This is a genomic window from Enterobacter sp. LU1, from assembly GCF_008271405.2.
GTDB classification, from domain to species: Bacteria; Pseudomonadota; Gammaproteobacteria; order Enterobacterales; family Enterobacteriaceae; genus Enterobacter; species Enterobacter hormaechei_C.
In genome coordinates this window covers 4196520-4218453 of sequence record NZ_CP043438.2, presented here as the reverse complement: position 1 = coordinate 4218453, position 21934 = coordinate 4196520, and the positions used below count along the sequence as shown (strand labels likewise).

The following is a 21934-nucleotide window of genomic DNA, read 5'->3' as shown; positions in this document are numbered from 1 at the left end:
GTTCCGGCGCGATATCAGCAAATTCCTGGAAACATTTCAACCTCTTGACATTTGTTTTGAAATGAGAATCGCCTACAGTTACGTTGCATAAATGTAAATAAAGAGCAATTGACATTGCCGAAACCGTGCGGCGTATCGCACAATAAAGCCAGTTCACCCAGCAAAGACCCGTCAAGATGACCAAACCCTTACAAAAGCCCACCATTCTGAATGTTGAAACCGTCGCGAAATCGCGTCTGTTTAATGTCGAAAGCGTGGATCTGGAGTTCAGCAACGGTGTGCGTCGTGTTTATGAGCGTATGCGCCCCTCCTCGCGTGAAGCGGTGATGATTGTGCCCATCGTCGACGAGCACCTGATCCTCATTCGTGAATACGCCGTGGGCACAGAATCCTACGAGCTGGGTTTCTCCAAAGGACTGATCGATCCGGGCGAAACGGTGTTTGAAGCGGCAAACCGGGAGCTGAAAGAAGAGGTCGGTTTTGGCGCGAAAGAGCTGACGTTCCTGAAAAAGCTGAGCATGGCACCGTCCTATTTCTCCAGCAAAATGAACATCGTTGTCGCGGAAGATCTCTATCCTGAATCGCTGGAAGGAGACGAGCCGGAACCGCTGCCGCAGGTTCGCTGGCCGCTGGCTCATCTGATGGATTTGCTGGAAGATCCTGACTTTAACGAGGCGCGCAACGTGAGCGCACTGTTCCTGGTGCGGGAGTGGCTGAAGGGACAGGGACGTTTGTAGCGCCACCATTAAAAACGGCAACCGAAGGTTGCCGTTTTGCATTGATGTTGTAGGCCGGGTCAGGCGTAGTCGCCACCCGGCTTTTTTGTTGGCGTCAGAACAGCTCGTGCGTTTCGCCGTTATCAATCAATTCCGTACCCACCTCATGCACTGCCTGCGTGGTTGGCTGAGTGCCCTCGATGAAATACTCGGCACGGCTGTTACCGCCATTCGCGAGCTGTCCGGTACTGCGGTCGATATTCACCGTCACCACGCCCGGTGGAGGCGTTAGCGGCTGCTCTGGTACGCCCTCGAGAACGGCCTTCATGTATGCATCCCAGGCAGGTTGCGCACTCTTCGCGCCGCCTTCGTATCCGGAAATCTGATCTTTAATCGCGCCAGAGGCGGTGGTGCGCCCCAGATCGCGGCGGTGATCGTCAAAACCAATCCAGACGGAGGTGACAACCCCCGGGCCATAACCTGAGAACCAGGCATCTTTTGAACTGTTGGTTGTCCCGGTTTTGCCGCCGATGTCGTGGCGCTGCAAATCGCGGCCCGCTCGCCAGCCGGTGCCTTGCCAGCCCGGTTCGCCAAAGATGTTGGTGTTCAGTGCGCTCTTAATCAGGAACGACAGCGGCGTGCTGATCACGTGCGGGGCATACTCCTGCGCGCCACTCTGGGCGACCAGCGCCTGATTGGCCTGTTCCAGCTGAGGCTGCGGCACCGCCAGATTCTGACGTTCCTGAGAGATCGCCACATCTTCCATATCCTTGTTTTCCAGGACATTGGATTTTGGCGTGTCGCCGTAAATCACCGGAATATCGCATTCAGGGCAGGCAATTTTCGGTTTCGCTTCAAACAGTACGCCGCCCTGATCGTTCTCGATTTTGCTGATGAAATACGGATCGACCAGGAAGCCGCCGTTCGCCATCACCGAGTAGCCACGCGCAACCTGGAGCGGCGTAAAGGACGCGGAGCCGAGCGCCAGAGATTCAGTATGAACGATGTTTTGCGCCGGGAAGCCAAAGCGTTGCAGATACTCTGCCGCATAATCCACGCCCATCGCACGCATCGCGCGAACCATGACCACGTTCTTCGACTGGCCAAGGCCCTGGCGCAGGCGGATAGGGCCAGCGTATTGCGCCGGAGAGTTCTTCGGCTGCCAGTCAGAGCCCGCACCGGCATCCCAGCGGGAAATTGGCACGTCGTTGAGAATGCTGGCGAGAGTCAGCCCCTTATCCATCGCCGCGGTATACAGGAACGGTTTGATGTTCGAACCAACCTGACGCAGCGCCTGGGTCGCGCGGTTAAATTTGCTCTGGTTGAAATCGAACCCGCCAACCAGCGCCATCACGGCGCCGTTCTGCGGATTGATGGAAACCAGCGCAGAGTTTACGTCCGGCACCTGCGCCAGCCACCAGGCATCGCCGACCTGACGCACCCAGATTTGTTGTCCGGTTTGTACGACATCGGTCACTTTACGTGGCGTAGGCCCCTGAAGGGTGTCAGAACGGTATGGACGCGCCCAGCGGACACCCTCCATGCGCAGCGAAACGGATGTGCCATCGGCCATCATCGCCACTGCTTCCTGTGGATCGGCCTGGGTGACGACCGCCGGACGCAGCGGGCCATAGGTCGGCAGCGCTTTCAGGGAATCCGTGATTTTTTTACTGTCCCATGCGCCTTCACCCACTTTCCACAGCACGTTGGACGGGCCGCGATAGCCGTGACGCATATCGTAATCCATCACGTTATTACGCACCGCCTGCTGGGCAGCCTGCTGCACCTTGCGGGTCACGGTGGTATAGACGCGATAACCATCTTCATACGCTTTATCACCGTAGCGACTCACCATCTCCTGGCGAACCATTTCAGTAAGATACGGTGCAGAGAAGGCGATTTCCGGCGCATGGTAATTGGCGTCAATAACGTCGCTGCGCGCCTTATCGTACTCAGACTGGCTGATATAGCCTTCGCTCAACATACGCGACAGCACCACGTTACGGCGCGCGGTGGCGCGGTCCAGCGAGTAGAGCGGGTTAAACGTGGATGGCGCTTTTGGCAGGCCGGCAATGGTCGCCATTTCGCTCAGCGTGAGCTGATCGATCGGCTTACCAAAATAGACCTGAGCCGCAGCCCCTACGCCATAGGCGCGGTAGCCCAGATAGATCTTGTTGAGGTAAAGCTCAAGGATCTCGTCTTTGCTCAGCAGTTGCTCAATGCGGATCGCGAGGAACACCTCTTTGATCTTACGCATCAGCGTCTTTTCCGGGCTGAGGAAGAAGTTACGCGCCAGCTGCTGGGTAATGGTACTTGCCCCCTGAGAGGCATGACCGGAGAACAGCGCCACGCTTGCCGCACGGAAAATACCGACCGGATCGACACCGTGGTGCTCGTAAAAACGGCTGTCCTCGGTGGCGATAAAAGCCTTCACCATCACGGGTGGAATTTGATTTAAGGTCAGAGGGATACGACGTTTCTCGCCGTATTGCGCCATCAGTTCACCATCGGCGCTATAGACCTGCATAGGGATCTGAAGCCGCACATCACGAAGCGTGGCGACATCAGGGAGTTGCGGCTCGACATATTTGTACAAACCAATAATCGAGCCTGCTCCCAGCAGAATGCAACAGACTGCAAGGATCAATAAATACTTTACGAACTTCACCGGAGATTTCCCATTTGGTTTAGCCTGGGCAGTTTCTAAACAATCGCGCGGTAGTATAAAGGCAAGCCTGATTCATTGATATAGCCGTCACTCCGACGGGCGATAAGGAGATCGTGAAGCATGGCTTTTAAAACGTGGCAAACAGGCGTTCATATTCAACAGGATAAGGTGGTTGCGGTAGCGCTGACCAGAGAGCGGGCCGGTTGGCGTTTACGGCGCTGGTGGGCGGTACCGCTGTCGGACGGCGTTATCGGGGAAGGCAAAATACTTAAGCCAGAACAGCTGGTTAACGCATTACGTGGCTGGCGGAAAACATTGCCGCACTCGCATCGGGTATTTCTCTCATTTCCGGCGACGCGCGTTCTGCAACGCGCGTTGCCCCGTCCATCCGTTACCTTGCGTGACAGCGAACAGCTCACCTGGGTAGGCGCCGCATTAGCGCGTGAGCTGGAGATGCCCGCCGATACGCTCTGCTTTGACTACGCGCAGGATACGTTCAGCAACACTTTTCAGGTTACCGCAGCGCAAAACAGAGAGGTCGATACCCTGTTGACGCTGGCGAACGCGCTGCGTTTGCGTCTGGCAGCAATCGCCCCGGATGCCGGCGCGCTGGCTAATCTTCTCTCTGCTGTTGCCCCCGCCCGGTGCGTCGCCTGGAGAGATCAACACCAGTGGCTATGGGCGATGCGTCACCAATGGGGGCGGCGCTACACCACAGAAGCGGCGACGGTGAATGAACTGGCGGCGCTGCTTGCGCTTTCTCCTTCTGATATCGCCGTGTTTGATGCTGCCCGCGATCCCTGGGAAGCGGTGACGCTGTGCCAGCCGCCGTTGCCGGAATGCGGTGCTGATTACACCGTCGCCCTGGCGCTGGCCATGAGCGAGGCGCCGTAATGAGCATGCCCAATCTTTTACCCTGGCGTCGGCAGCAACGTAATCAGCGCCTGCGTTTCTGGGGGCTGCTGTTTGCTGGCTCATGGCTGGTGATGCTGGCGGGGAGTATCAGCCTGCGGGCGACGCAGACTCTCGCGTTACAGGCGTTGCAGAGCGAACTGGCCGGGACACGTGCGGTACAGAAAGTATTGAGAGCCCGTCAGCCGCAGTCAGCGGGGCAGAAAACCCCTTCGCTGCCGTCTGATCCGGCCTGGCAACCTGCGCTGGAGTCCCTTGCCAGCGCAATGCCCCGGCAGGCGTGGCTGACGGCGCTGCGTTATCAGCCACCCTCGCTGACCCTGACCGGCTATACCACCTCACTGCCAGCGCTCTCCGCCATGACCGATGCCCTGAAAAGGGTGACGGGATTTAACCCCGGACCGGCAGGCGAAATGCAACAGGATAGCCAGGGGCGATGGATGTTCTCTTTTCAACTACATAGCCGGAGGTAGCAGGTGGGTATCTGGTATCAACGCTGGACTGATGCACGTCCTTCCCGGCGCGTCCTTTGCTGGTTGATCGCATCGGGGCTTGTTGCGTGGGCAATTTGGGGACTGCTGCTCAGGCCCGCTGCTCTGCGTTACGCCGATATTCAGGCGCAGGCCATCAGTGCGAAGCGAATCAACGCCTCGCTGTGGCCAGAGGCCGGACGGAGAGCAGTGGTTACGCAAGTGATGCCCTCGCGGCTCTTTTCTCCCCTGGCTTTTCAGCGTGAGGGCGCAAGGCTGGTGTACTGGAAGCCGCAGCAGAGTGGGGGAGAGCTGGCGCTGGATGCCTCCTGGGGCGCGGTCCCGGCGCTCTTTTCCCGGCTGGCGCTTGAGAACGCGCGGGTGAGTGCGTTTTCCATCACCCCACAGGGCAAACAGTTACGCCTCAGCCTGCAACTGGAGATCGGTCATGCGCAGTAAAGCCCGTTTGCTGATCCTGCTTTCTCCACTTTTCCTTACCGGGATGCGGGATCCCTTCTCTGTACCGGAAGAGCGTTGCGCAGCCGGGCAGCTCAGCCAGTGGCGGTATCAGGGGGTAGTCAGCGGCAGCAGGGATATCGGCCTTATGCAGGACGGGCAGAAACGCTGGCACCGGGTAAATACGCAGGTGCGGTTACCGACAGGCTGGCGGGTGAGCGCGATAGATAAACAACAACTGACCGTTGATGTCGGCGACATGTGCGAGCCGAAGCGATGGACATGGCAACGAGAAGGAACGAAAAAAAGTGAAGATAAGGATAGGGCTGTTACTGGCGGCACTCAGCCAGCCCCTGTGGGCCGCGACGCCAAAACCAGTCACCCTACTGGTGGATGATGTCCCGGTGGTGCAGATATTACAGGCGCTGGTGGCGCAGGAGGATCGCAATCTGGTGGTGTCGCCGGATGTCAGCGGTTCGCTTTCGCTGAATTTAACGCGGGTGCCCTGGAGACAGGCGCTTCAGACAGTAGTGAACAGCGCCGGGCTGGTATTGCGGGAAGAGGGCGGCATTTTTTATGTGCATACGGCGGCCTGGCAACGGGAGCAACAGACGCGTAAAGAGCAGGAGCGGGCCCAGCGTCTGCTCGACGCCCCGCTGCACTCTCACAGCATTCCGTTTGCTTATGCGGATGCAGCCGAATTGCAAAAAGCGGCAGAAAAGCTCTTAAGCCCGAAAGGCAGTCTCTCCGTCGACAAGCGCACCAACCGTTTTCTGGTCAGGGATAACCAGACGGTGGTGGATATGCTCCAGCGCTGGGCTGTGCAGATGGATCTGCCCGTCGAGCAGGTGGAACTGGCGGCGCAGATTGTGACCATCAGTGAAAAAAGCCTGCGTGAACTGGGGGTGAAATGGAACCTCGCTGACGCAACGGAGGCCGGTAAGGTGGGTCAGGTCACGACGCTGGGGGCGGATCTGTCGGTGGCCAGTGCAACCACCCACGCAGGGTTTAACATCGGGCGCATCAACGGCAGGATGCTGGATCTTGAGTTGTCGGCGCTTGAGCAAAAGCAGCAGGTGGATATCATCGCCAGCCCGCGGCTGCTGGCGTCGCACATGCAGCCGGCCAGCATCAAGCAGGGCAGCGAAATTCCGTATCAGGTTTCCAGCGGCGAGAGCGGGGCGACATCCGTTGAATTTAAAGAGGCTGTGTTAGGCATGGAGGTCACGCCAGTGGTCCTGCCGGGCGGCCGCGTGCGCCTGAAATTGCATATCAGTGAAAATATGCCTGGCCAGGTGCTGCAACAGGCAGACGGCGAAACGCTGGCGATCGATAAGCAGGAGATCGAAACGCAGGTTGAGGTAAAAAGTGGGGAAACGCTCGCGCTGGGCGGGATCTTTTCGCAAAAGAATAAAACCGGACGCGACAGCGTGCCCGTGCTGGGCAACATTCCGTGGCTGGGTCAGCTGTTCCGCCATGACGGAAAAGATAATGAACGGCGCGAGTTAGTGGTGTTTATCACGCCACGTCTGGTCAGTATTCAGTAATGGGTAACGATCCCCGCAATGATTTTGCATTCAGTTTGTTGCAGATGTTTGACGTGGGGCATGAATTAGCATACAAGGAGTACCGATTTGAGTTGGACTTACGTCTTATTTCCTTATGCGCCGGGAACGGTGATTTAATCAGTTGCCAAACAAGCCGGAGTATTGAGATAATTTTTCGTCTGACTCTCGCTCTATTGCAAATGAGGTTTCAGTTCATGTCCTGCTACGCCGGGTGTCTGCGCAGCGGGGATTACCATTAACGAATAGTCTTAGTAGTACCGAAAAAATGGCAGAGAAACGCAATATCTTTCTGGTTGGGCCTATGGGTGCCGGCAAAAGCACTATTGGGCGTCAGTTAGCTCAACAACTCAATATGGAATTTTACGATTCTGATCAAGAGATTGAGAAACGAACCGGAGCGGATGTGGGCTGGGTCTTCGACGTAGAAGGCGAAGAAGGTTTCCGTGACCGAGAAGAAAAAGTGATCAACGAACTCACGGAAAAACAGGGCATTGTGCTGGCAACTGGCGGCGGCTCTGTAAAATCTCGCGAAACCCGCAACCGTCTCTCCGCCCGTGGCGTAGTGGTCTATCTTGAGACGACCATCGAAAAACAGCTGGCACGCACGCAGCGTGATAAAAAGCGCCCGTTGTTGCAGGTTGAAACACCGCCACGTGAAGTTCTGGAAGCTTTGGCCGATGAACGCAATCCTCTGTACGAAGAGATTGCTGATGTGACCATTCGTACTGACGATCAAAGCGCTAAAGTGGTTGCAAACCAGATTATTCATATGCTGGAAAGCAACTGATTCTGGCTTTATATACACTCGCCTGCGGGTAAAAGCATTTAAGGTGGATGTCGCGTCATGGAGAGGATTACAGTTACTCTCGGGGAACGTAGTTACCCTATCACCATCGCGGCTGGTTTGTTTAACGACCCAGCTTCCTTCTTACCACTGAAAGCGGGTGATCAGGCGATGCTGGTCACCAACGAGACGCTGGCTCCGCTTTATCTCGACCGTGTACGTCACCTGCTTGAGCAGGCGGGCGTGAAGGTCGACAGTGTGATTCTGCCCGATGGCGAGCAGTACAAAAGCCTGACGGTACTGGATACCGTCTTTACCGCACTTCTGCAAAAACCGCACGGTCGTGATACAACACTGCTTGCCCTGGGCGGCGGCGTTGTGGGCGATCTGACCGGTTTTGCAGCCGCCAGCTATCAGCGCGGCGTGCGCTTTATTCAAATTCCAACCACGTTGCTCTCACAGGTCGATTCTTCTGTGGGCGGTAAAACGGCGGTTAACCATCCGCTCGGCAAAAACATGATTGGCGCGTTCTACCAGCCTGCCTCGGTGGTGGTGGATCTCGACTGTCTGAAAACCTTGCCAGCGCGCGAACTGGCGTCCGGCCTTGCAGAAGTGATCAAATACGGCATTATTCTTGACGGGGAGTTCTTCACCTGGCTGGAAGAGAATATGGATGCGCTGCTGCGCCTCGACGGGCAGGCAATGGCCTACTGTATTCGCCGTTGTTGTGAGCTGAAAGCAGAAGTCGTTGCCGCAGATGAGCGTGAAACCGGCTTACGTGCTTTACTGAATCTGGGGCATACGTTTGGTCATGCGATCGAAGCCGAAATGGGCTACGGTAACTGGCTTCACGGTGAAGCTGTCGCTGCCGGAATGGTTATGGCGGCGCGAGCCTCTGAACGTCTGGGGCAGTTCAGGCCGGAAGAGACAGCACGTATCATCGCGTTGCTTCAACGTGCTGGCTTGCCGGTGAGTGGTCCGCAGGAAATGTCTGCGCAGGCGTACCTTCCCCACATGATGCGCGATAAAAAAGTATTGGCAGGTGAGATGCGTCTGGTACTCCCGCTTGCAATAGGGAAAAGTGAAGTGCGCGGCGGAGTGCCGCACGAAGTCGTACTTGGCGCTATTGCTGATTGTCAGCAGGCGTAACAACTAGAAAGGTCAGACCGCTGTAACAGGTGGTCGTTTTAGCTTCAGGTAAATGCAGAGTCGTTGGCAGAAGCCTTTGAGTGGGGTGTTAAATGGATGAATTCAAACCAGAAGACGAGCTGAAACCCGATCCCAGCGATCGTCGTACTGGTCGTTCTCGTCAATCTTCAGAACGTGATAACGAGCCGCAGATCAATTTTGACGATGTCGAACTGGATGCAGACGATCGTCGCCCTTCGCGTAGCCGTAACGCGCGAAATGAGCGAGAAGACGAGGAGTATGAATCCGAAGAAGAGTTAATGGATGAACAGCCTGTTGAACGTCGTCCGCGCAAACGTAAAAAAGCGGTAGCGGCAAAACCGGCCTCCCGTCAGTACATCATGATGGGCCTTGGCGTTCTGGTGCTGGTCTTGCTGATTGTCGGCATTGGGTCCGCGCTAAAAGCACCTTCTACCAATTCTACCGAGCAGACGGCGTCTGCCGAGAAGAGCATCGACCTGTCTGGTAACGATGCGAGCAACCAGGCGAATGGCGCTCAGCCTGCGCCGGGCACCACTTCCGCAGAGCAGACCGCAGGTAACACCAGCGCTGGCCAGGATATCTCTCTGCCGCCTGTCTCTGCGACCCCGACTCAGGGCCAGGCGCCTGCGACGCCTGAAGGTCAGCAGCGTGTTGAAGTTCAGGGCGATCTGAACAATGCGCTGATGCAGCCGCAGAATCAGGAGCAGGTTAACGCTGCCGTGGTGAACTCCACGCTGCCAACTGAACCAGCCACCGTTGCGCCAGTTCATGGCAGCAATGCCCAGCAGCAAACGGCGACAACGGAAACCAAACCGCGCCAGACGCAGACTGCGCCACGCCAGGAGCGTAAGCAGGCTGTGATTGAGCCGAAGCGTGAGACGAAACCGCAAACCGTGACAAAAGCGCCAGCGCAGACAAAACCTGCGGCGACTCAGCCGGTTAAAGCGCCAACGCCTGCGGCAACCACTGCACCGAAAGCAACGGCGACCACAACCGCGCCTGCTGCAACAACACCTTCTGCAACAACACCTGCGGCTCCCGCAGCCAAAACGGGCGCTGCATCAGGTAAAACGACGGGCAACGTGGGTTCTTTGCAGTCGGCCTCTTCCAGCAACTACACCCTTCAGCTGAGCAGTTCGTCTAACTATGACAACCTCAACGCCTGGGCGAAGAAATCGAATCTGAAAAACTACGTGGTTTATCAGACGACCCGTAACGGTCAACCGTGGTATGTGCTGGTGAGTGGTATTTATGCTTCCAAAGATGAAGCAAAACGTGCCGTTTCCACGCTGCCAGCCGACGTGCAGGCGAAAAACCCGTGGGCGAAGCCGATTCATCAGGTGCAGGCAGATCTGAAGTAATGTTTAAAGCGCAGGATGCTGTCGGAGCTTTCTCCACAGCCGGAGAAGGTGTAATCAGTTAGTCAGCATGAAAAAAAATCGCGCTTTTCTGAAATGGGCAGGGGGGAAATACCCCCTGCTCGACGATATTAAAAAGCACCTGCCGAAAGGCGAGTGTCTTATCGAGCCCTTCGTGGGTGCTGGATCGGTGTTCCTGAATACCGATTTTTCTCGTTATATCCTGGCGGATATCAACAGCGACCTTATCAGCCTTTATAACATCGTCAAACTGCGTACCGATGAGTATGTGGAAGAGGCGCGGAAGCTGTTTACGCCAGAGAACAACAACCCGGATGTCTACTATCAGTTCCGCGCTGAGTTTAATCAAAGCCAGGATCCGTTCCGTCGCGCGCTGTTGTTTCTTTATCTCAACCGCCATGGCTACAACGGTCTGTGCCGGTATAATCTGCGTGGCGAGTTTAACGTGCCGTTTGGCCGCTATAAGCGTCCCTATTTCCCGCAGGACGAGCTGTATCACTTTGCTGAAAAAGCGCAGAATGCCGAGTTCTACTGTCTCTCCTATGAAGAGTGCATGGAGCTGGCGGGCGTAAACTCGGTGGTCTACTGCGACCCGCCTTACGCGCCGCTGTCTGCCACGGCAAATTTCACCGCCTACCACACCAACAGCTTCAGCCCGGCCGAGCAGGCGCGTCTGGCTGAGATGGCGGAAAAGCTGGTCAGCAAAAGAATTCCGGTGTTAATTTCGAATCACGACACGCCTGATACGCGCGAATGGTACAAAGCCGCGAAGCATTTTCAGGTAAAAGTGCGGCGTAGCATTAGCAGCAACGGCGGCACACGTAAAAAGGTGGACGAACTTCTGGCGCTTTATCGACCCTGAGCCTTTGCCCGCCGGTAAACACATTTCAAGGAGATGCGGATGAAACAGTTTTTGATTGCCCCCTCAATTCTGTCGGCCGATTTTGCCCGCCTGGGTGAAGACACTGCCAAAGCTCTCGCGGCTGGCGCGGATGTCGTCCATTTCGACGTTATGGATAACCACTACGTTCCCAACCTGACCATCGGTCCGATGGTGCTTAAAGCGCTGCGTAACTACGGGATCACCGCGCCCATTGACGTGCATCTGATGGTGAAACCGGTTGACCGCATCGTGCCTGATTTCGCCGCGGCGGGTGCCAGCATCATCACTTTCCACCCGGAAGCCTCCGAACACGTTGACCGCACGCTACAGCTGATCAAAGAGAACGGCTGTAAGGCGGGACTGGTCTTTAACCCGGCGACCCCGCTGAGCTATCTCGACTACGTGATGGACAAGCTGGACGTGATCCTGCTGATGTCCGTCAACCCGGGCTTTGGTGGTCAGTCATTTATCCCTCAGACCCTCGACAAACTGCGTGAAGTGCGCCGCCGTATTGATGAGTCTGGCTATGATATTCGTCTGGAAGTGGACGGCGGCGTGAAGGTCAATAACATCGGTGAGATTGCGGCGGCAGGAGCGGATATGTTCGTCGCAGGCTCCGCCATCTTCGATCAACCGGATTACAAAAAAGTCATTGATGAAATGCGCCGTGAACTGGCGAAGGTAAGTCATGGATAAATTGCAGGCTATTCGGGGTGTAGCATTTGACCTCGACGGCACGCTGGTCGACAGCGCGCCAGGATTAACCCGCGCCGTCGATCAGGCGCTGTATGCCCTTGAACTCCCCGTTGCAGGCGAAGAGCGCGTGGTGACGTGGATTGGTAACGGTGCAGACGTGCTGATGGAGCGCGCGCTGTCCTGGGCTCGTCAGGAACGTGCCTCTCAGCGTTCCGCGCAAGGTAAACCGAGTGTTGACCACGCGGATATTCCCCAGGATGAGCAGCAGCGTATTCTGCGCAAACTGTTCGACCGTTTCTACGAAGAGACCGTCGAAGAGGGTAGCTTCCTGTTCCCGGATGTCGCTGAAACGCTGAGCGCGCTACATGCCAAAGGCATCCCGCTGGGACTGGTGACTAACAAGCCGACACCGTTCGTTGCGCCTCTGCTGGAAGCGCTGGATATCGCGAAATACTTCTCCGTAATTGTGGGCGGCGATGACGTGCAGAATAAAAAGCCGCATCCGGAACCGCTATTGCTGGTGGCAGGAAAATTATCCTTAGCGCCTGCGGAGCTGCTCTTTGTCGGGGATTCCCGCAATGATATTCTGGCTGCCAGAGCGGCAGGTTGCCCGTCGGTTGGGTTGACCTACGGCTACAACTACGGTGAAGCCATTACGCTGAGTGAGCCGGACGTTGTGTTCGACCACTTCAAAGATTTGTTGCCCGCACTCGGGCTCTCGCACAGTGAACATCAGGAATTGAATAATGACTAAGCCCATCGTTTTTAGTGGCGCACAGCCTTCAGGTGAACTGACCATTGGTAACTACATGGGTGCGTTACGTCAGTGGGTGAGCATGCAGGATGACTACCACTGCATTTACTGCATCGTGGATTTGCATGCTATCACCGCGCGTCAGGATCCCGAGAAGCTGCGCAAAGCAACACTTGATACGCTGGCGCTGTACCTGGCGTGCGGTATCGATCCAGAGAAGAGCACCATTTTCGTTCAGTCTCACGTGCCAGAGCACGCGCAGCTGGGCTGGGCGCTGAACTGCTACACCTATTTCGGCGAGCTGAGCCGCATGACCCAGTTCAAGGATAAGTCTGCCCGCTACTCTGAAAACATCAACGCCGGTCTGTTTGACTATCCGGTGCTGATGGCGGCCGACATTCTGCTGTACCAGACCAACCAGGTGCCGGTGGGTGAAGACCAGAAGCAGCACCTGGAGCTGAGCCGTGATATTGCCCAGCGCTTCAATGCGCTTTACGGTGACGTGTTCAAAGTGCCTGAGCCGTTTATTCCGAAATCCGGCGCGCGCGTGATGTCCCTGCTGGAGCCGACCAAAAAGATGTCCAAGTCTGACGATAACCGCAACAACGTTATCGGCCTGCTGGAAGATCCGAAATCGGTGGTGAAAAAGCTCAAGCGTGCGGTGACTGACTCTGACGAGCCGCCAGTGGTGCGCTACGACGTGCAGAACAAAGCGGGCGTGTCCAACCTGCTGGACATTCTCTCAGGTGTGACCGGACAGAGCATCCCTGAGCTGGAAAAACACTTTGAAGGCAAGATGTACGGCCACCTGAAAGGCGAAGTGGCAGACGCCGTTTCCGGCATGCTGACCGAGTTGCAGGAGCGCTATCACCGTTACCGTAACGACGAAGCTTTCCTGCAAAAAGTGATGAAAGAGGGCGCGGAAAAAGCCAGCGCGCGCGCCTCCGAAACCCTGAAAGCGGTGTACGACGCGATTGGGTTTGTGGCGAAACCTTAAGCCGCTTTGTCGGGTGGCGCTTACGCTTACCCGGCCTACGGGACCGTGCAGGTCGGGTAAGGCGGAGCCGCCACCCGACAAAACTGACGAAACAAAAAAACCGGGACATCCCCGGTTTTTTTACGCCTGAAAAACGCTTACTGCTGTGCCGCCGGGCCGCAACCGCCGATGATCTTCGAAATGGAAATCGCCGGGTGAAGCAGGTAATCGTAGCTGCAATTATTTTTAGTATTTTGAACGTGACCGGTGCAGGCCGTCAGAGTTGATAACAGGCCGACCAGTACGGCAGCTTTTGCCAGTTTGAACATACGCATTCCTTGTCAAAAAATCAAAAATTGGATGTAACACGAGGGAATAAATGGAAAAGTTCCATTATGCGGGCGGTATGTTATCGACTGAGGTAAGAAGGGAGTAGTCCGCTTAAAGACTACTCCCGGGAGAGATTATGCGTTAGTGGCTGGAGAACCAGTTCAGTTTTTCGCGCAGGGCAACCACGCGACCCACCACGATCAGCGCCGGGCTTTCAACCTGCTGCGCCAGCTCGCCCAGCTGCGTCAGCACGCCATCGATCACGCGTTGCGTAATGGCGGTGCCGTTTTCCACCAGTGCGACCGGCATATCTGCTTCCATGCCGTGCTCCAGCAGTTTCGCCTGAATAGTGGCTGCCTGATTTAGCCCCATATAGAACACCAGAGTCTGCTTTTCAGCGGCCAGATTATGCCAGTCCAGTTCGCTGCCGGTTTTCAGGTGGCCCGTCACCAGGCGCACGCTCTGGGCATAGTCGCGATGGGTTAACGGAATGCCGGAATAGGCAGAACAGCCGGACGCCGCCGTAATGCCCGGCACCACGGAGAACGGAATACCCGCGTTGCACAGGGTTTCCAGCTCTTCGCCGCCGCGACCAAAGATAAACGGATCGCCACCCTTCAGGCGCACCACGCGCTTACCTTTTTGCGCTTCCCGCAGCAGGATCTGGTTGATCTCCTCCTGCGGCACGCAGTGATAACCTGCCCGTTTGCCGACGAACACGCGGTCAGCATCCCGGCGTACCAGGTTCATGATGTCATCAGAGACCAGACGGTCATACACCACGATGTCCGCCTGCTGGATCTGCTGGAGACCCTTCAGCGTCAGCAGGCCCGCATCGCCGGGACCTGCGCCCACCAGCACCACTTCACCGCGATGGTCCAGCGGCTCGCTCAGGAGCTGTTCGGTCGTCTCTTCAACGGCTTTGGTGTCCTGATTGGCAAGGGACTGCGCCAGCCTGTCGTTGACAAAGAACTTCTCCCAGAAGCGACGGCGTTCGCCCACGGTTGCGAAGGTTTGCTTCACGCGGGAGCGCAGCTCTCCGGCGTATTGGGCAATCTGACCAAGATGCTGCGGCAGCACGGCTTCCAGTTTTTCCCGCAGCAGACGGGCAAGAACGGGCGAGCGCCCGCCGGACGACACCGCAATCATCAGCGGTGAACGGTCAATAATCGACGGCATGATAAAGCTCGCCTCTTTCGGCGCATCCACAACGTTACAGAAGATGCGGCGCGCTTCGCAGGCGTCGCTGACGCGCTGGTTAACGTCATCGTTATCCGTTGCGGCGATGGTCAGCCAGCAGGTATCCAGCAGGGATTCATCAAATTCGCCCTGCACCCGCGTGAGCATCCCTTCCTGCGCCCAGACGTCAAACTGAGGGGCGAAGGTGAGGGCGTTGACGGTCAGCCGGGCACCCGCCTCTAACAGCAGGCGCGCCTTGCGTTCAGCCACATCGCCGCCGCCCACGAGCAGGCAGTCGCGGTTGCGTAATTGACAAAAAATCGGCAGGTGATCCACGACGTTACCTCACAGCATTCATGGCGGGGGAAGAATTGACGTCAGGATAACAGCAGGAATCGTACAGAACATACGGTTTTTCCTGCCGTTACCCATAAGGGGTCATAAGCCTTTCCTATTGAAAAGGCGAGGGGTTACGCTTTCAGCTGCACCTCGCCGTCCTTCACGCGGACGTCGTAGTGTTTGACCGAGAAGCTTTCATCTTCCATGCAGAGTCCGTCGGTTAAGCGGAAGCGCTGCTTTTTCAGCGGGCTGGCAACCCACAGCTCGCCCTGGTGCTCCGCAATCAGACCGCGGGAGAGCACGCTGGCCTCGAAGAACGGGTCGATATTGCTGATGGCATAGACCTGTTCATCGTGGCGAGGGCGGAAAATCGCCACCTGCTCGTTGCCCAGCAGGGCACAGACGCCGGTTGCTGGCAGAATGTCGTTAATATTGCAGATGTTTACCCACTGGCTCATGCGTTTTCCTCCACCAGCATCACCGGAATATGTTCATACGGGGTCGCTGGACGATGCTGTTCGCGCTCCGGCACCACCTGCACGTTCGGGTCGCGCTGGGTGCTGTTGATAAAGTGTTTGAAGCGCGTCTGCGCCGCTGGCGTGTTCACGGTTTCGGTCCACTCGCAGATCACCGCCTCGCGCAGGCGAGTCATCTCGGATTCCAGCTGTTCATTCAGGCCCAGCTTATCGTCGATGATGACCGACTTCAGGTAGTCGATGCCGCCTTCGAGATTATCCAGCCAGGACGCGGTACGGGTCAGCTTATCGGCGGTACGAATGTAGAACATCATGAAGCGGTCGAGGTATTTGATCAGCGTATCGCGATCGAGATCGGCGGCCAGCAGATCCGCGTGGCGAGGTTTCATCCCGCCGTTACCGCACACGTACAGGTTCCAGCCTTTCTCGGTGGCAATGATACCCACGTCTTTACCCTGTGCTTCCGCACATTCACGGGTACACCCTGAGACGCCGAACTTCATTTTGTGCGGCGTACGGATGCCTTTGTAGCGGTTTTCCAGCTCTACGCCGAAGCCCACGCTGTCGCCCACCCCGTAGCGGCACCAGGTGCTGCCCACGCAGGTTTTCGCCATGCGCAGCGCCTTGGCGTACGCGTGACCGGTTTCAAAGCCCGCTTCAATCAGCTGACGCCAGATTTCCGGCAGATCATCTTTCTGCGCACCGAACAGGCCGATACGCTGGGAGCCGGTGATTTTGGTGTACAGGTTAAACTCACGGGCGATACGGCCCACGGCGACCAGCCCTTCCGGGGTAATCTCCCCTCCGGCAGAACGCGGGATCACCGAGTAAGTCCCGTCTTTCTGAATATTGGCCAGGAAGTTATCGTTGGTGTCCTGAAGCGGAGTGTGTTCTGGTTTGAGCACATATTCGTTCCAGCATGACGCCAGCAGGGAACCGACGGTAGGCTTACATACTTCACAGCCATAGCCCTGGCCGTGTTTCTCCAGCAGTTCGTCGAAGGACTTAATGCCTTCCACGCGGATTAGGTGATACAGCTCCTGGCGAGAGTAAGCGAAGTGCTCGCACAGGTTGTTGTTCACTTCAATGCCCTGTTTTGCCAGCTCGGCGTTCAGCACCTGAGTGACCAGAGGAATACAGCCGCCGCAGCCGGTCCCGGCTTTGGTTTCCGCCTTCAGCGCCGCAACGGTGTGGCAGCCTTTGTTAATGGCGGAGATCAGCATGCCTTTGGTCACGTCGAAGCAGGAGCAAATCTGCGCGCTGTCCGGCAGTTTATCCACGCCGATGGACGGCTTACCGCTGGAGGCGTGCGCCGGGAGGATTAGCGCGTCCGGGTTCTCCGGCAGCTCAATGGCGTTCAGCACCAGCTGGAGCAGGTTACCGAAGTCGCTGGTATCACCCACCAGCACCGCCCCGAGCAGGGTTTTGTTGTCCTGGCTGACGATGAGACGTTTGTAGACTTCTTTGCTTTCGTCCAGATAAACATAGCTGCGGGAGTTCGGGGTGCGGCCATGCGCATCACCAATACCGCCCACGTCCACGCCCAGCAGTTTCAGCTTGGCGCTCATGTCTGCGCCGGTGAAGGCGTTTTCGCTGCCGAGGATATGGTCAACGGCGACCTGCGCCATTTTGTACCCTGGTGCAACCAGACCGTATACGCGGTTATTCCAGCTGGCGCATTCGCCGATGGCGTAGATATCCGGATCGGAGGTCTGGCAGGTATCGTTGATCATGATCCCGCCGCGCTGCGCAACGGCCAGACCGCACTGGGTGGCCAGCTTGTCGCGCGGGCGAATACCGGTGGAGAAGACGATGAAATCCACTTCCAGCTCGCTGCCGTCGGCAAAGCGCATGGTTTTACGCGCTTCGGTGCCTTCCTGCACGATCTCTTTGGTGTTCTTGCTGGTGTGAACCTTCACGCCCATGCTTTCGATTTTACGGCGTAGCTGGTCGCCACCCATATGGTCCAGTTGTTCCGCCATCAGCATCGGGGCAAATTCGATGACGTGGGTTTCAACGCCGAGGTTTTTCAGTGCGCCTGCCGCTTCCAGACCCAGCAGACCACCGCCGACAACCGCGCCGCGTTTGCTTCGACGTGCGCAGGATTCAATGGCGTTGAGGTCCTCAATGGTACGGTAAACGAAGCAATCCTGGGTTTCCGACCCTTTAATAGGCGGGATCCACGGATACGAGCCCGTCGCCATGATCAGCTTATCGTAAAAAACCGTACGTCCGGCGCTGGAGTGGATCACTTTCTCCTGACGGTTGATGGTGATAGCGCGTTCGCCCACCAGCACTTTTACGCCATGCTTCTCGTAGAACCCTTCACGCACCAGAGAGAGCTCTTCGGCGGTATGGTGAGAGAAGTAGGAAGACAAGTGCACACGGTCGTACGCCTTGCGGGGTTCTTCACAGAACACGGTAATATCGAACTGCTCAGCATCGGCTTTATCGAGAAGATCCTCAATAAAGCGGTGGCCGACCATGCCGTTACCGATGATAGCGAGTCTGACTTTGCTCATTTTTGCCTCGATTTCTTTTCTATTACTGCCTACCTTAACGATTCAGCAGGGGCACTTATTGATGCAAATCAAATACGCCTTCACCTACCCCTTAGTGGGTATATCTATGATTTGTCAGGATTTTTATAAGTGACGGATATTGTTTGATTTTTGTGCTTGCTTATTTTTTGCACAAATGTAGTGGTGTTTTTTACCCATTGGCGGGCAGGGCGGGTGAGCAGGGGAAAACCCCTTTGCAGTACGCAAAGGGGTTACGGCGATTAGTGGGTAGCTGTTGCCGGGTTGTGTTGACGGTGACGGGTCACAAAGCCCAGCACGAAGCACATGATGAACACCACGGCGTACAGACCGTTAGCGGTATGCAGCGCCGCCAGCGGGCCGCTGTGCGCAACAATCGGGCCCGTGACCACGAAGGTCAGCATGGTGCCGATGGTGCCGCAGGTCAGCACGAAGTTCACCAGCTTTGGCGAGGCCACTTTGGTCTGAAGAGAGCCAAGGGTGATGATCGAGGTATAAATCGCGCTGGAGAAGAAGCCCAGGGTCAGGATGAACCACGGCATATGCTCCGGGGAACCGTTGATGAACAGATACATCAGCACGGTTGCCAGACCCGCCAGAACGGTCAGGATCCGTTGCAGGTCGAAGAAGCGCAGGATAAAGCTAAACGCCCACATGCCGAACATGTAAGACATCCAGAAATCGCTTACCAGTTTACCCGCGTCGTTCAGGCTCATGCCCAGACCTTTCGCGTATTCAGGAACCCAGGAGATAAAGCCCAGCTGGCCGAGGATGTAACACAGCGCGGCGATGGAGAGGAACAGTACGCCGATACCCCATTTTTCTTTCGCAACCGGCTCGGACGTAGTCTGCGCTTTTTTGCCCAGCACCGGGAACTCGCAGCCGAAGGTGAGAACAAAGATCGCGACATAAACCAGACCAATGCAGGCGTACACCCAGTACCACTCAATGCTGCGCGCCAGAAGATACGCGGCGACCATCGGGAAAATCATCCCGGCCATGCTGAAGAAGGAGTCGGTGAACAGCAGACGCGCGCCGCGCTGGCGGCCTTCATACATATGCGTAATCAGGAATGTACCGATCGACATGGTGATCCCGCTCACCAGGCCCAGCACGAACATGGCGGCAGAGAAGAGGGCGATGCTGTGGCTCAGCATCAGGCCCGCCACGGCGGCAACCATCAGCACGAAGCCGAAACGCAGCTGCGTTTTCAGCGGCACGATTTCCATCAGCCAGGCATTAAGGAAAATAGAGATCAGGATCCCCGCGTTCAGGAAGGTGAAGGTGTTACTCATGCTGGAAACGGGCAGCTGGAAGTAGTCTGCGATATTTCCCATCACCATCCCGGTGACGATCACCAACGCGCCGGTCAGGGCGTAAGAGAAGAAGCTGATCCATGTGAGCTTGATGCGATTGCTGTTAGTCATGTCTGGCCTGTTAAAAGTAAAGAAAAACGCAATGACTGCGTTTGAGCGGGCAGATTTTAGTCGCGAAAGTGATCTAATTAAATCTTTTCAGAAAATTTTGAGCGCAATTGCAGGTTTTAACGTGATGCAGATCACATTACGTTGCGGGCTGAACAATCGTTTGCGCGGTAATAATTGTTTCAATTTGGTAAAATTAGGTAAAAGACTGGTCTGGGTTCATACTGCTCTTTAGAATCAAGCCATTCGCTTTTTATACTGCGCTTTGTTAAGGAATTCTCATGCTCAAATCAACACTGGCGGCTGTCGCAGCTGTGTTTGCTCTTTCTGCCGTTTCCCCTGCTGCGCTGGCAGCCAAAGGAGACCCCCACGTCCTGCTGACTACCTCTGCGGGGAATATTGAGCTGGAGCTGGATAGCCAGAAAGCCCCTGTTTCGGTGAAAAACTTCCTCGACTACGTGAACAGTGGTTTTTATAACAACACCACGTTCCACCGCGTGATCCCGGGCTTTATGATTCAGGGTGGCGGTTTTAACGAGCAGATGCAGCAGAAACAGCCCAACCCGCCCATCAAAAATGAAGCAGACAACGGCCTGCTGAACAAGCGCGGCACCATCTCCATGGCGCGTACGGCGGACAAAGACAGCGCCACCAGCCAGTTCTTCCTCAACGTGGCTGATAACGCCTTCCTGGACCACGGTCAGCGCGACTTTGGCTACGCGGTGTTTGGCAAAGTGGTGAAAGGCATGGACGTTGCGGATAAGATCTCTCAGGTTCAGACTCACGATGTCGGTCCATACCAGAATGTGCCGTCTAAGCCAGTCGTCATTCTCTCCGCGAAAGTGCTGCCATAATCGTTCCCCCACACGGGCACATCTTGCCCGTGTCTTTCCACCCTCCCTGCGAAAGCGCGTTTTGCTGCTTATACTTGTGGCAAACGGACTATTCAGGGAGGCGTAGTGAAAAAACTCACCGACAAGCAAAAATCCCGTCTCTGGGAGCAACAACGTAAGGTCAATTTTCAGGCCAGCTGCCTCCTTGAAAAAGGTAAGGGTCCCGCTGAACCTGATATCGAGACGCTGGAACTGGGGCCTTCCGCACCGGGTTTACCCCATCTGTGTCTTATTCACCGCCATTTATTCCGCAACGAAATGAAAGGCGCGGGCGAGCTGCGCACCGCCGATATTTCTAAGGGCGACATTCCTTTTTGCCATTTCGAGTACATCGAGAAAGTGGGTAATGAGCTGATGGCTTCGCTGGAAAGTGATAAATATCTGGTGGGCCTTCAGAAAGAAGAGTTTACAGACAGAATCAGTCATTACTACTGTGAAATCAACATGCTACATCCGTTTATGAGCGGTAATGGCGTGGCCCAGCGGATCTTCTTTGAACAACTGGCTATTCATGCGGGCTATGTGCTGAACTGGCAGGGGATCGACCCGAACGACTGGGCAGCCGCCAATCAGAGCGGGGCAATGGGGGATTTGACAGCCCTGAACGCCATCTTTGCCAAAGTTGTGAGCGAAGCGCGGGAATCTGCGTAAAATAGGGCGGCCATTTTTTCAGGAGCCGCCATGATTCTGCTGATTGATAACTACGATTCCTTTACCTGGAACCTTTACCAGTATTTTTGTGAGCTGGGGGCAGAGGTGGTTGTCCGCCGTAACGATGAGATCGCGCTGGCTGACATTGACGCGCTGGCGCCCCAGAAAATCGTGATTTCGCCGGGGCCGTGTACCCCTTCGGAGTCTGGTATCTCGCTGGAGGCGATCCGCCATTATGCGGGCAAACTGCCGATTCTGGGCGTCTGCCTGGGTCATCAGGCCATTGCGCAGGTCTTTGGCGCCACCATTGTCCGTGCCGCGAAAGTCATGCACGGCAAAACCTCTCCGGTCACGCACACCGGTACCGGCGTATTCCTGGGGCTAAACAATCCGTTAACCGTGACGCGCTACCATTCTCTGATCATTGATCCGCCGACCCTGCCGGCCTGCTTTGAGGTCACCGCCTGGAGCGAGACGCAGGAGATCATGGGCATTCGTCACCGTGAGTACGATCTGGAAGGCGTGCAGTTCCACCCGGAAAGCATTCTCAGCGAACAGGGGCACGCGCTGCTGGCCAATTTCCTTAATCGCTGAATATCTGTTGCCTTGTTGTGATTTTTTATGCATATTTTGTGATTATATTTTCACAATCAATGTGACATAAAAATGG

The 21934-nt window shown here is 56.1% G+C and carries 22 protein-coding genes; 16 read left to right on the top strand and 6 right to left on the bottom strand.

The genetic code is table 11. The features are described 5' to 3' along the window. Positions 1–176 precede the first annotated feature (176 nt). Positions 177–737, top strand: a complete 561-nt coding sequence (gene nudE / locus FZF21_RS20275) for an ADP compounds hydrolase NudE (protein WP_003861622.1) — start codon at positions 177–179, stop codon at positions 735–737. A 94-nt stretch (positions 738–831) separates the two neighbouring features. Here the strand turns inward: nudE and mrcA are convergent, their stop codons facing one another. Next, positions 832–3384 (bottom strand): peptidoglycan glycosyltransferase/peptidoglycan DD-transpeptidase MrcA, encoded by a 2553-nt coding sequence (gene mrcA, locus FZF21_RS20270; RefSeq protein ID WP_017693864.1) that lies wholly within the window; start codon positions 3382–3384, stop codon positions 832–834. A gap of 120 nt (positions 3385–3504) precedes the next feature. Between mrcA and pilM the strand changes: the two genes are divergently transcribed. The 12 genes from pilM (at position 3505) to trpS (ending at position 13453) form a co-directional block, all read left to right on the top strand. Next, positions 3505–4278: a pilus assembly protein PilM gene (pilM, locus tag FZF21_RS20265; RefSeq protein ID WP_017384153.1), complete on the top strand. Its 774-nt coding sequence runs from the start codon at positions 3505–3507 to the stop codon at positions 4276–4278. Continuing rightward, positions 4278–4769: a PilN domain-containing protein gene (locus FZF21_RS20260; protein WP_045348069.1), complete on the top strand. Its 492-nt coding sequence runs from the start codon at positions 4278–4280 to the stop codon at positions 4767–4769. The genes pilM and FZF21_RS20260 overlap by 1 nt, the downstream gene beginning before the upstream one ends. Positions 4770–4772: 3 nt before the next feature. Continuing rightward, on the top strand, positions 4773–5225 hold the full coding sequence (locus FZF21_RS20255; RefSeq protein ID WP_023295534.1) for a hypothetical protein: 453 nt from the start codon (positions 4773–4775) through the stop codon (positions 5223–5225). Next, entirely contained in the window at positions 5215–5619 is a 405-nt protein-coding gene (locus FZF21_RS20250; protein WP_149121162.1) for a HofP DNA utilization family protein, read from the top strand. Before FZF21_RS20255 ends, FZF21_RS20250 begins: the two co-directional genes overlap by 11 nt. Further along, positions 5531–6769 carry a DNA uptake porin HofQ gene (hofQ, locus tag FZF21_RS20245; RefSeq protein WP_023295533.1) on the top strand — a complete coding sequence of 413 codons (1239 nt, stop codon included), beginning with the start codon at positions 5531–5533 and terminating at the stop codon, positions 6767–6769. The genes FZF21_RS20250 and hofQ overlap by 89 nt, the downstream gene beginning before the upstream one ends. A gap of 286 nt (positions 6770–7055) precedes the next feature. Further along, complete coding sequence (gene aroK / locus FZF21_RS20240; RefSeq protein WP_003861630.1) at positions 7056–7577, top strand: shikimate kinase AroK; 522 nt, start codon at positions 7056–7058, stop codon at positions 7575–7577. Positions 7578–7634: 57 nt separating this feature from the next. Further along, positions 7635–8723 (top strand): 3-dehydroquinate synthase, encoded by a 1089-nt coding sequence (gene aroB / locus FZF21_RS20235; protein WP_047736921.1) that lies wholly within the window; start codon positions 7635–7637, stop codon positions 8721–8723. Positions 8724–8815: 92 nt separating this feature from the next. After that, entirely contained in the window at positions 8816–10105 is a 1290-nt protein-coding gene (gene damX / locus FZF21_RS20230; RefSeq protein ID WP_047736924.1) for a cell division protein DamX, read from the top strand. 67 nt (positions 10106–10172) lie between these two features. Continuing rightward, positions 10173–10985 carry an adenine-specific DNA-methyltransferase gene (gene dam / locus FZF21_RS20225; protein ID WP_003861633.1) on the top strand — a complete coding sequence of 271 codons (813 nt, stop codon included), beginning with the start codon at positions 10173–10175 and terminating at the stop codon, positions 10983–10985. Between the two features lie 39 nt (positions 10986–11024). Then, a complete protein-coding gene (rpe, locus tag FZF21_RS20220) occupies positions 11025–11702 on the top strand; it encodes a ribulose-phosphate 3-epimerase (RefSeq protein WP_003861634.1) in 678 nt (225 codons plus the stop codon). After that, positions 11695–12456, top strand: coding sequence for a phosphoglycolate phosphatase (gene gph / locus FZF21_RS20215; RefSeq protein WP_015571431.1), 762 nt, complete (start codon positions 11695–11697; stop codon positions 12454–12456). The genes rpe and gph overlap by 8 nt, the downstream gene beginning before the upstream one ends. Beyond that, on the top strand, positions 12449–13453 hold the full coding sequence (gene trpS / locus FZF21_RS20210; protein WP_015571430.1) for a tryptophan--tRNA ligase: 1005 nt from the start codon (positions 12449–12451) through the stop codon (positions 13451–13453). Before gph ends, trpS begins: the two co-directional genes overlap by 8 nt. A 137-nt stretch (positions 13454–13590) precedes the next feature. On the opposite strand, the gene FZF21_RS20205 is transcribed toward trpS, so the two are convergent. The 5 genes from FZF21_RS20205 to tsgA form a co-directional block, all read right to left on the bottom strand. Further along, a complete protein-coding gene (locus tag FZF21_RS20205) occupies positions 13591–13761 on the bottom strand; it encodes a YhfL family protein (protein WP_008503029.1) in 171 nt (56 codons plus the stop codon). Positions 13762–13903: 142 nt separating this feature from the next. Next, complete coding sequence (gene cysG, locus FZF21_RS20200; protein ID WP_149121163.1) at positions 13904–15277, bottom strand: siroheme synthase CysG; 1374 nt, start codon at positions 15275–15277, stop codon at positions 13904–13906. A 134-nt stretch (positions 15278–15411) separates the two neighbouring features. Then, positions 15412–15738 carry a nitrite reductase small subunit NirD gene (gene nirD / locus FZF21_RS20195; protein WP_015571429.1) on the bottom strand — a complete coding sequence of 109 codons (327 nt, stop codon included), beginning with the start codon at positions 15736–15738 and terminating at the stop codon, positions 15412–15414. Then, positions 15735–18278 (bottom strand): nitrite reductase large subunit NirB, encoded by a 2544-nt coding sequence (nirB, locus tag FZF21_RS20190; RefSeq protein WP_149121164.1) that lies wholly within the window; start codon positions 18276–18278, stop codon positions 15735–15737. The genes nirD and nirB overlap by 4 nt, the downstream gene beginning before the upstream one ends. A 260-nt stretch (positions 18279–18538) precedes the next feature. Continuing rightward, positions 18539–19723 (bottom strand): MFS transporter TsgA, encoded by a 1185-nt coding sequence (gene tsgA / locus FZF21_RS20185; protein ID WP_015571426.1) that lies wholly within the window; start codon positions 19721–19723, stop codon positions 18539–18541. A gap of 278 nt (positions 19724–20001) precedes the next feature. Between tsgA and ppiA the strand changes: the two genes are divergently transcribed. The 3 genes from ppiA to pabA all read left to right on the top strand — a co-directional run bounded on the left by ppiA (position 20002) and on the right by pabA (position 21858). Continuing rightward, positions 20002–20574 carry a peptidylprolyl isomerase A gene (ppiA, locus tag FZF21_RS20180; protein ID WP_000920483.1) on the top strand — a complete coding sequence of 191 codons (573 nt, stop codon included), beginning with the start codon at positions 20002–20004 and terminating at the stop codon, positions 20572–20574. 105 nt (positions 20575–20679) lie between these two features. Continuing rightward, a complete protein-coding gene (locus FZF21_RS20175) occupies positions 20680–21264 on the top strand; it encodes a putative adenosine monophosphate-protein transferase Fic (protein WP_026080671.1) in 585 nt (194 codons plus the stop codon). Positions 21265–21294: 30 nt separating this feature from the next. After that, complete coding sequence (gene pabA, locus FZF21_RS20170; protein ID WP_017384162.1) at positions 21295–21858, top strand: aminodeoxychorismate synthase component 2; 564 nt, start codon at positions 21295–21297, stop codon at positions 21856–21858. The last annotated feature ends 76 nt before the right edge of the window (positions 21859–21934 follow it).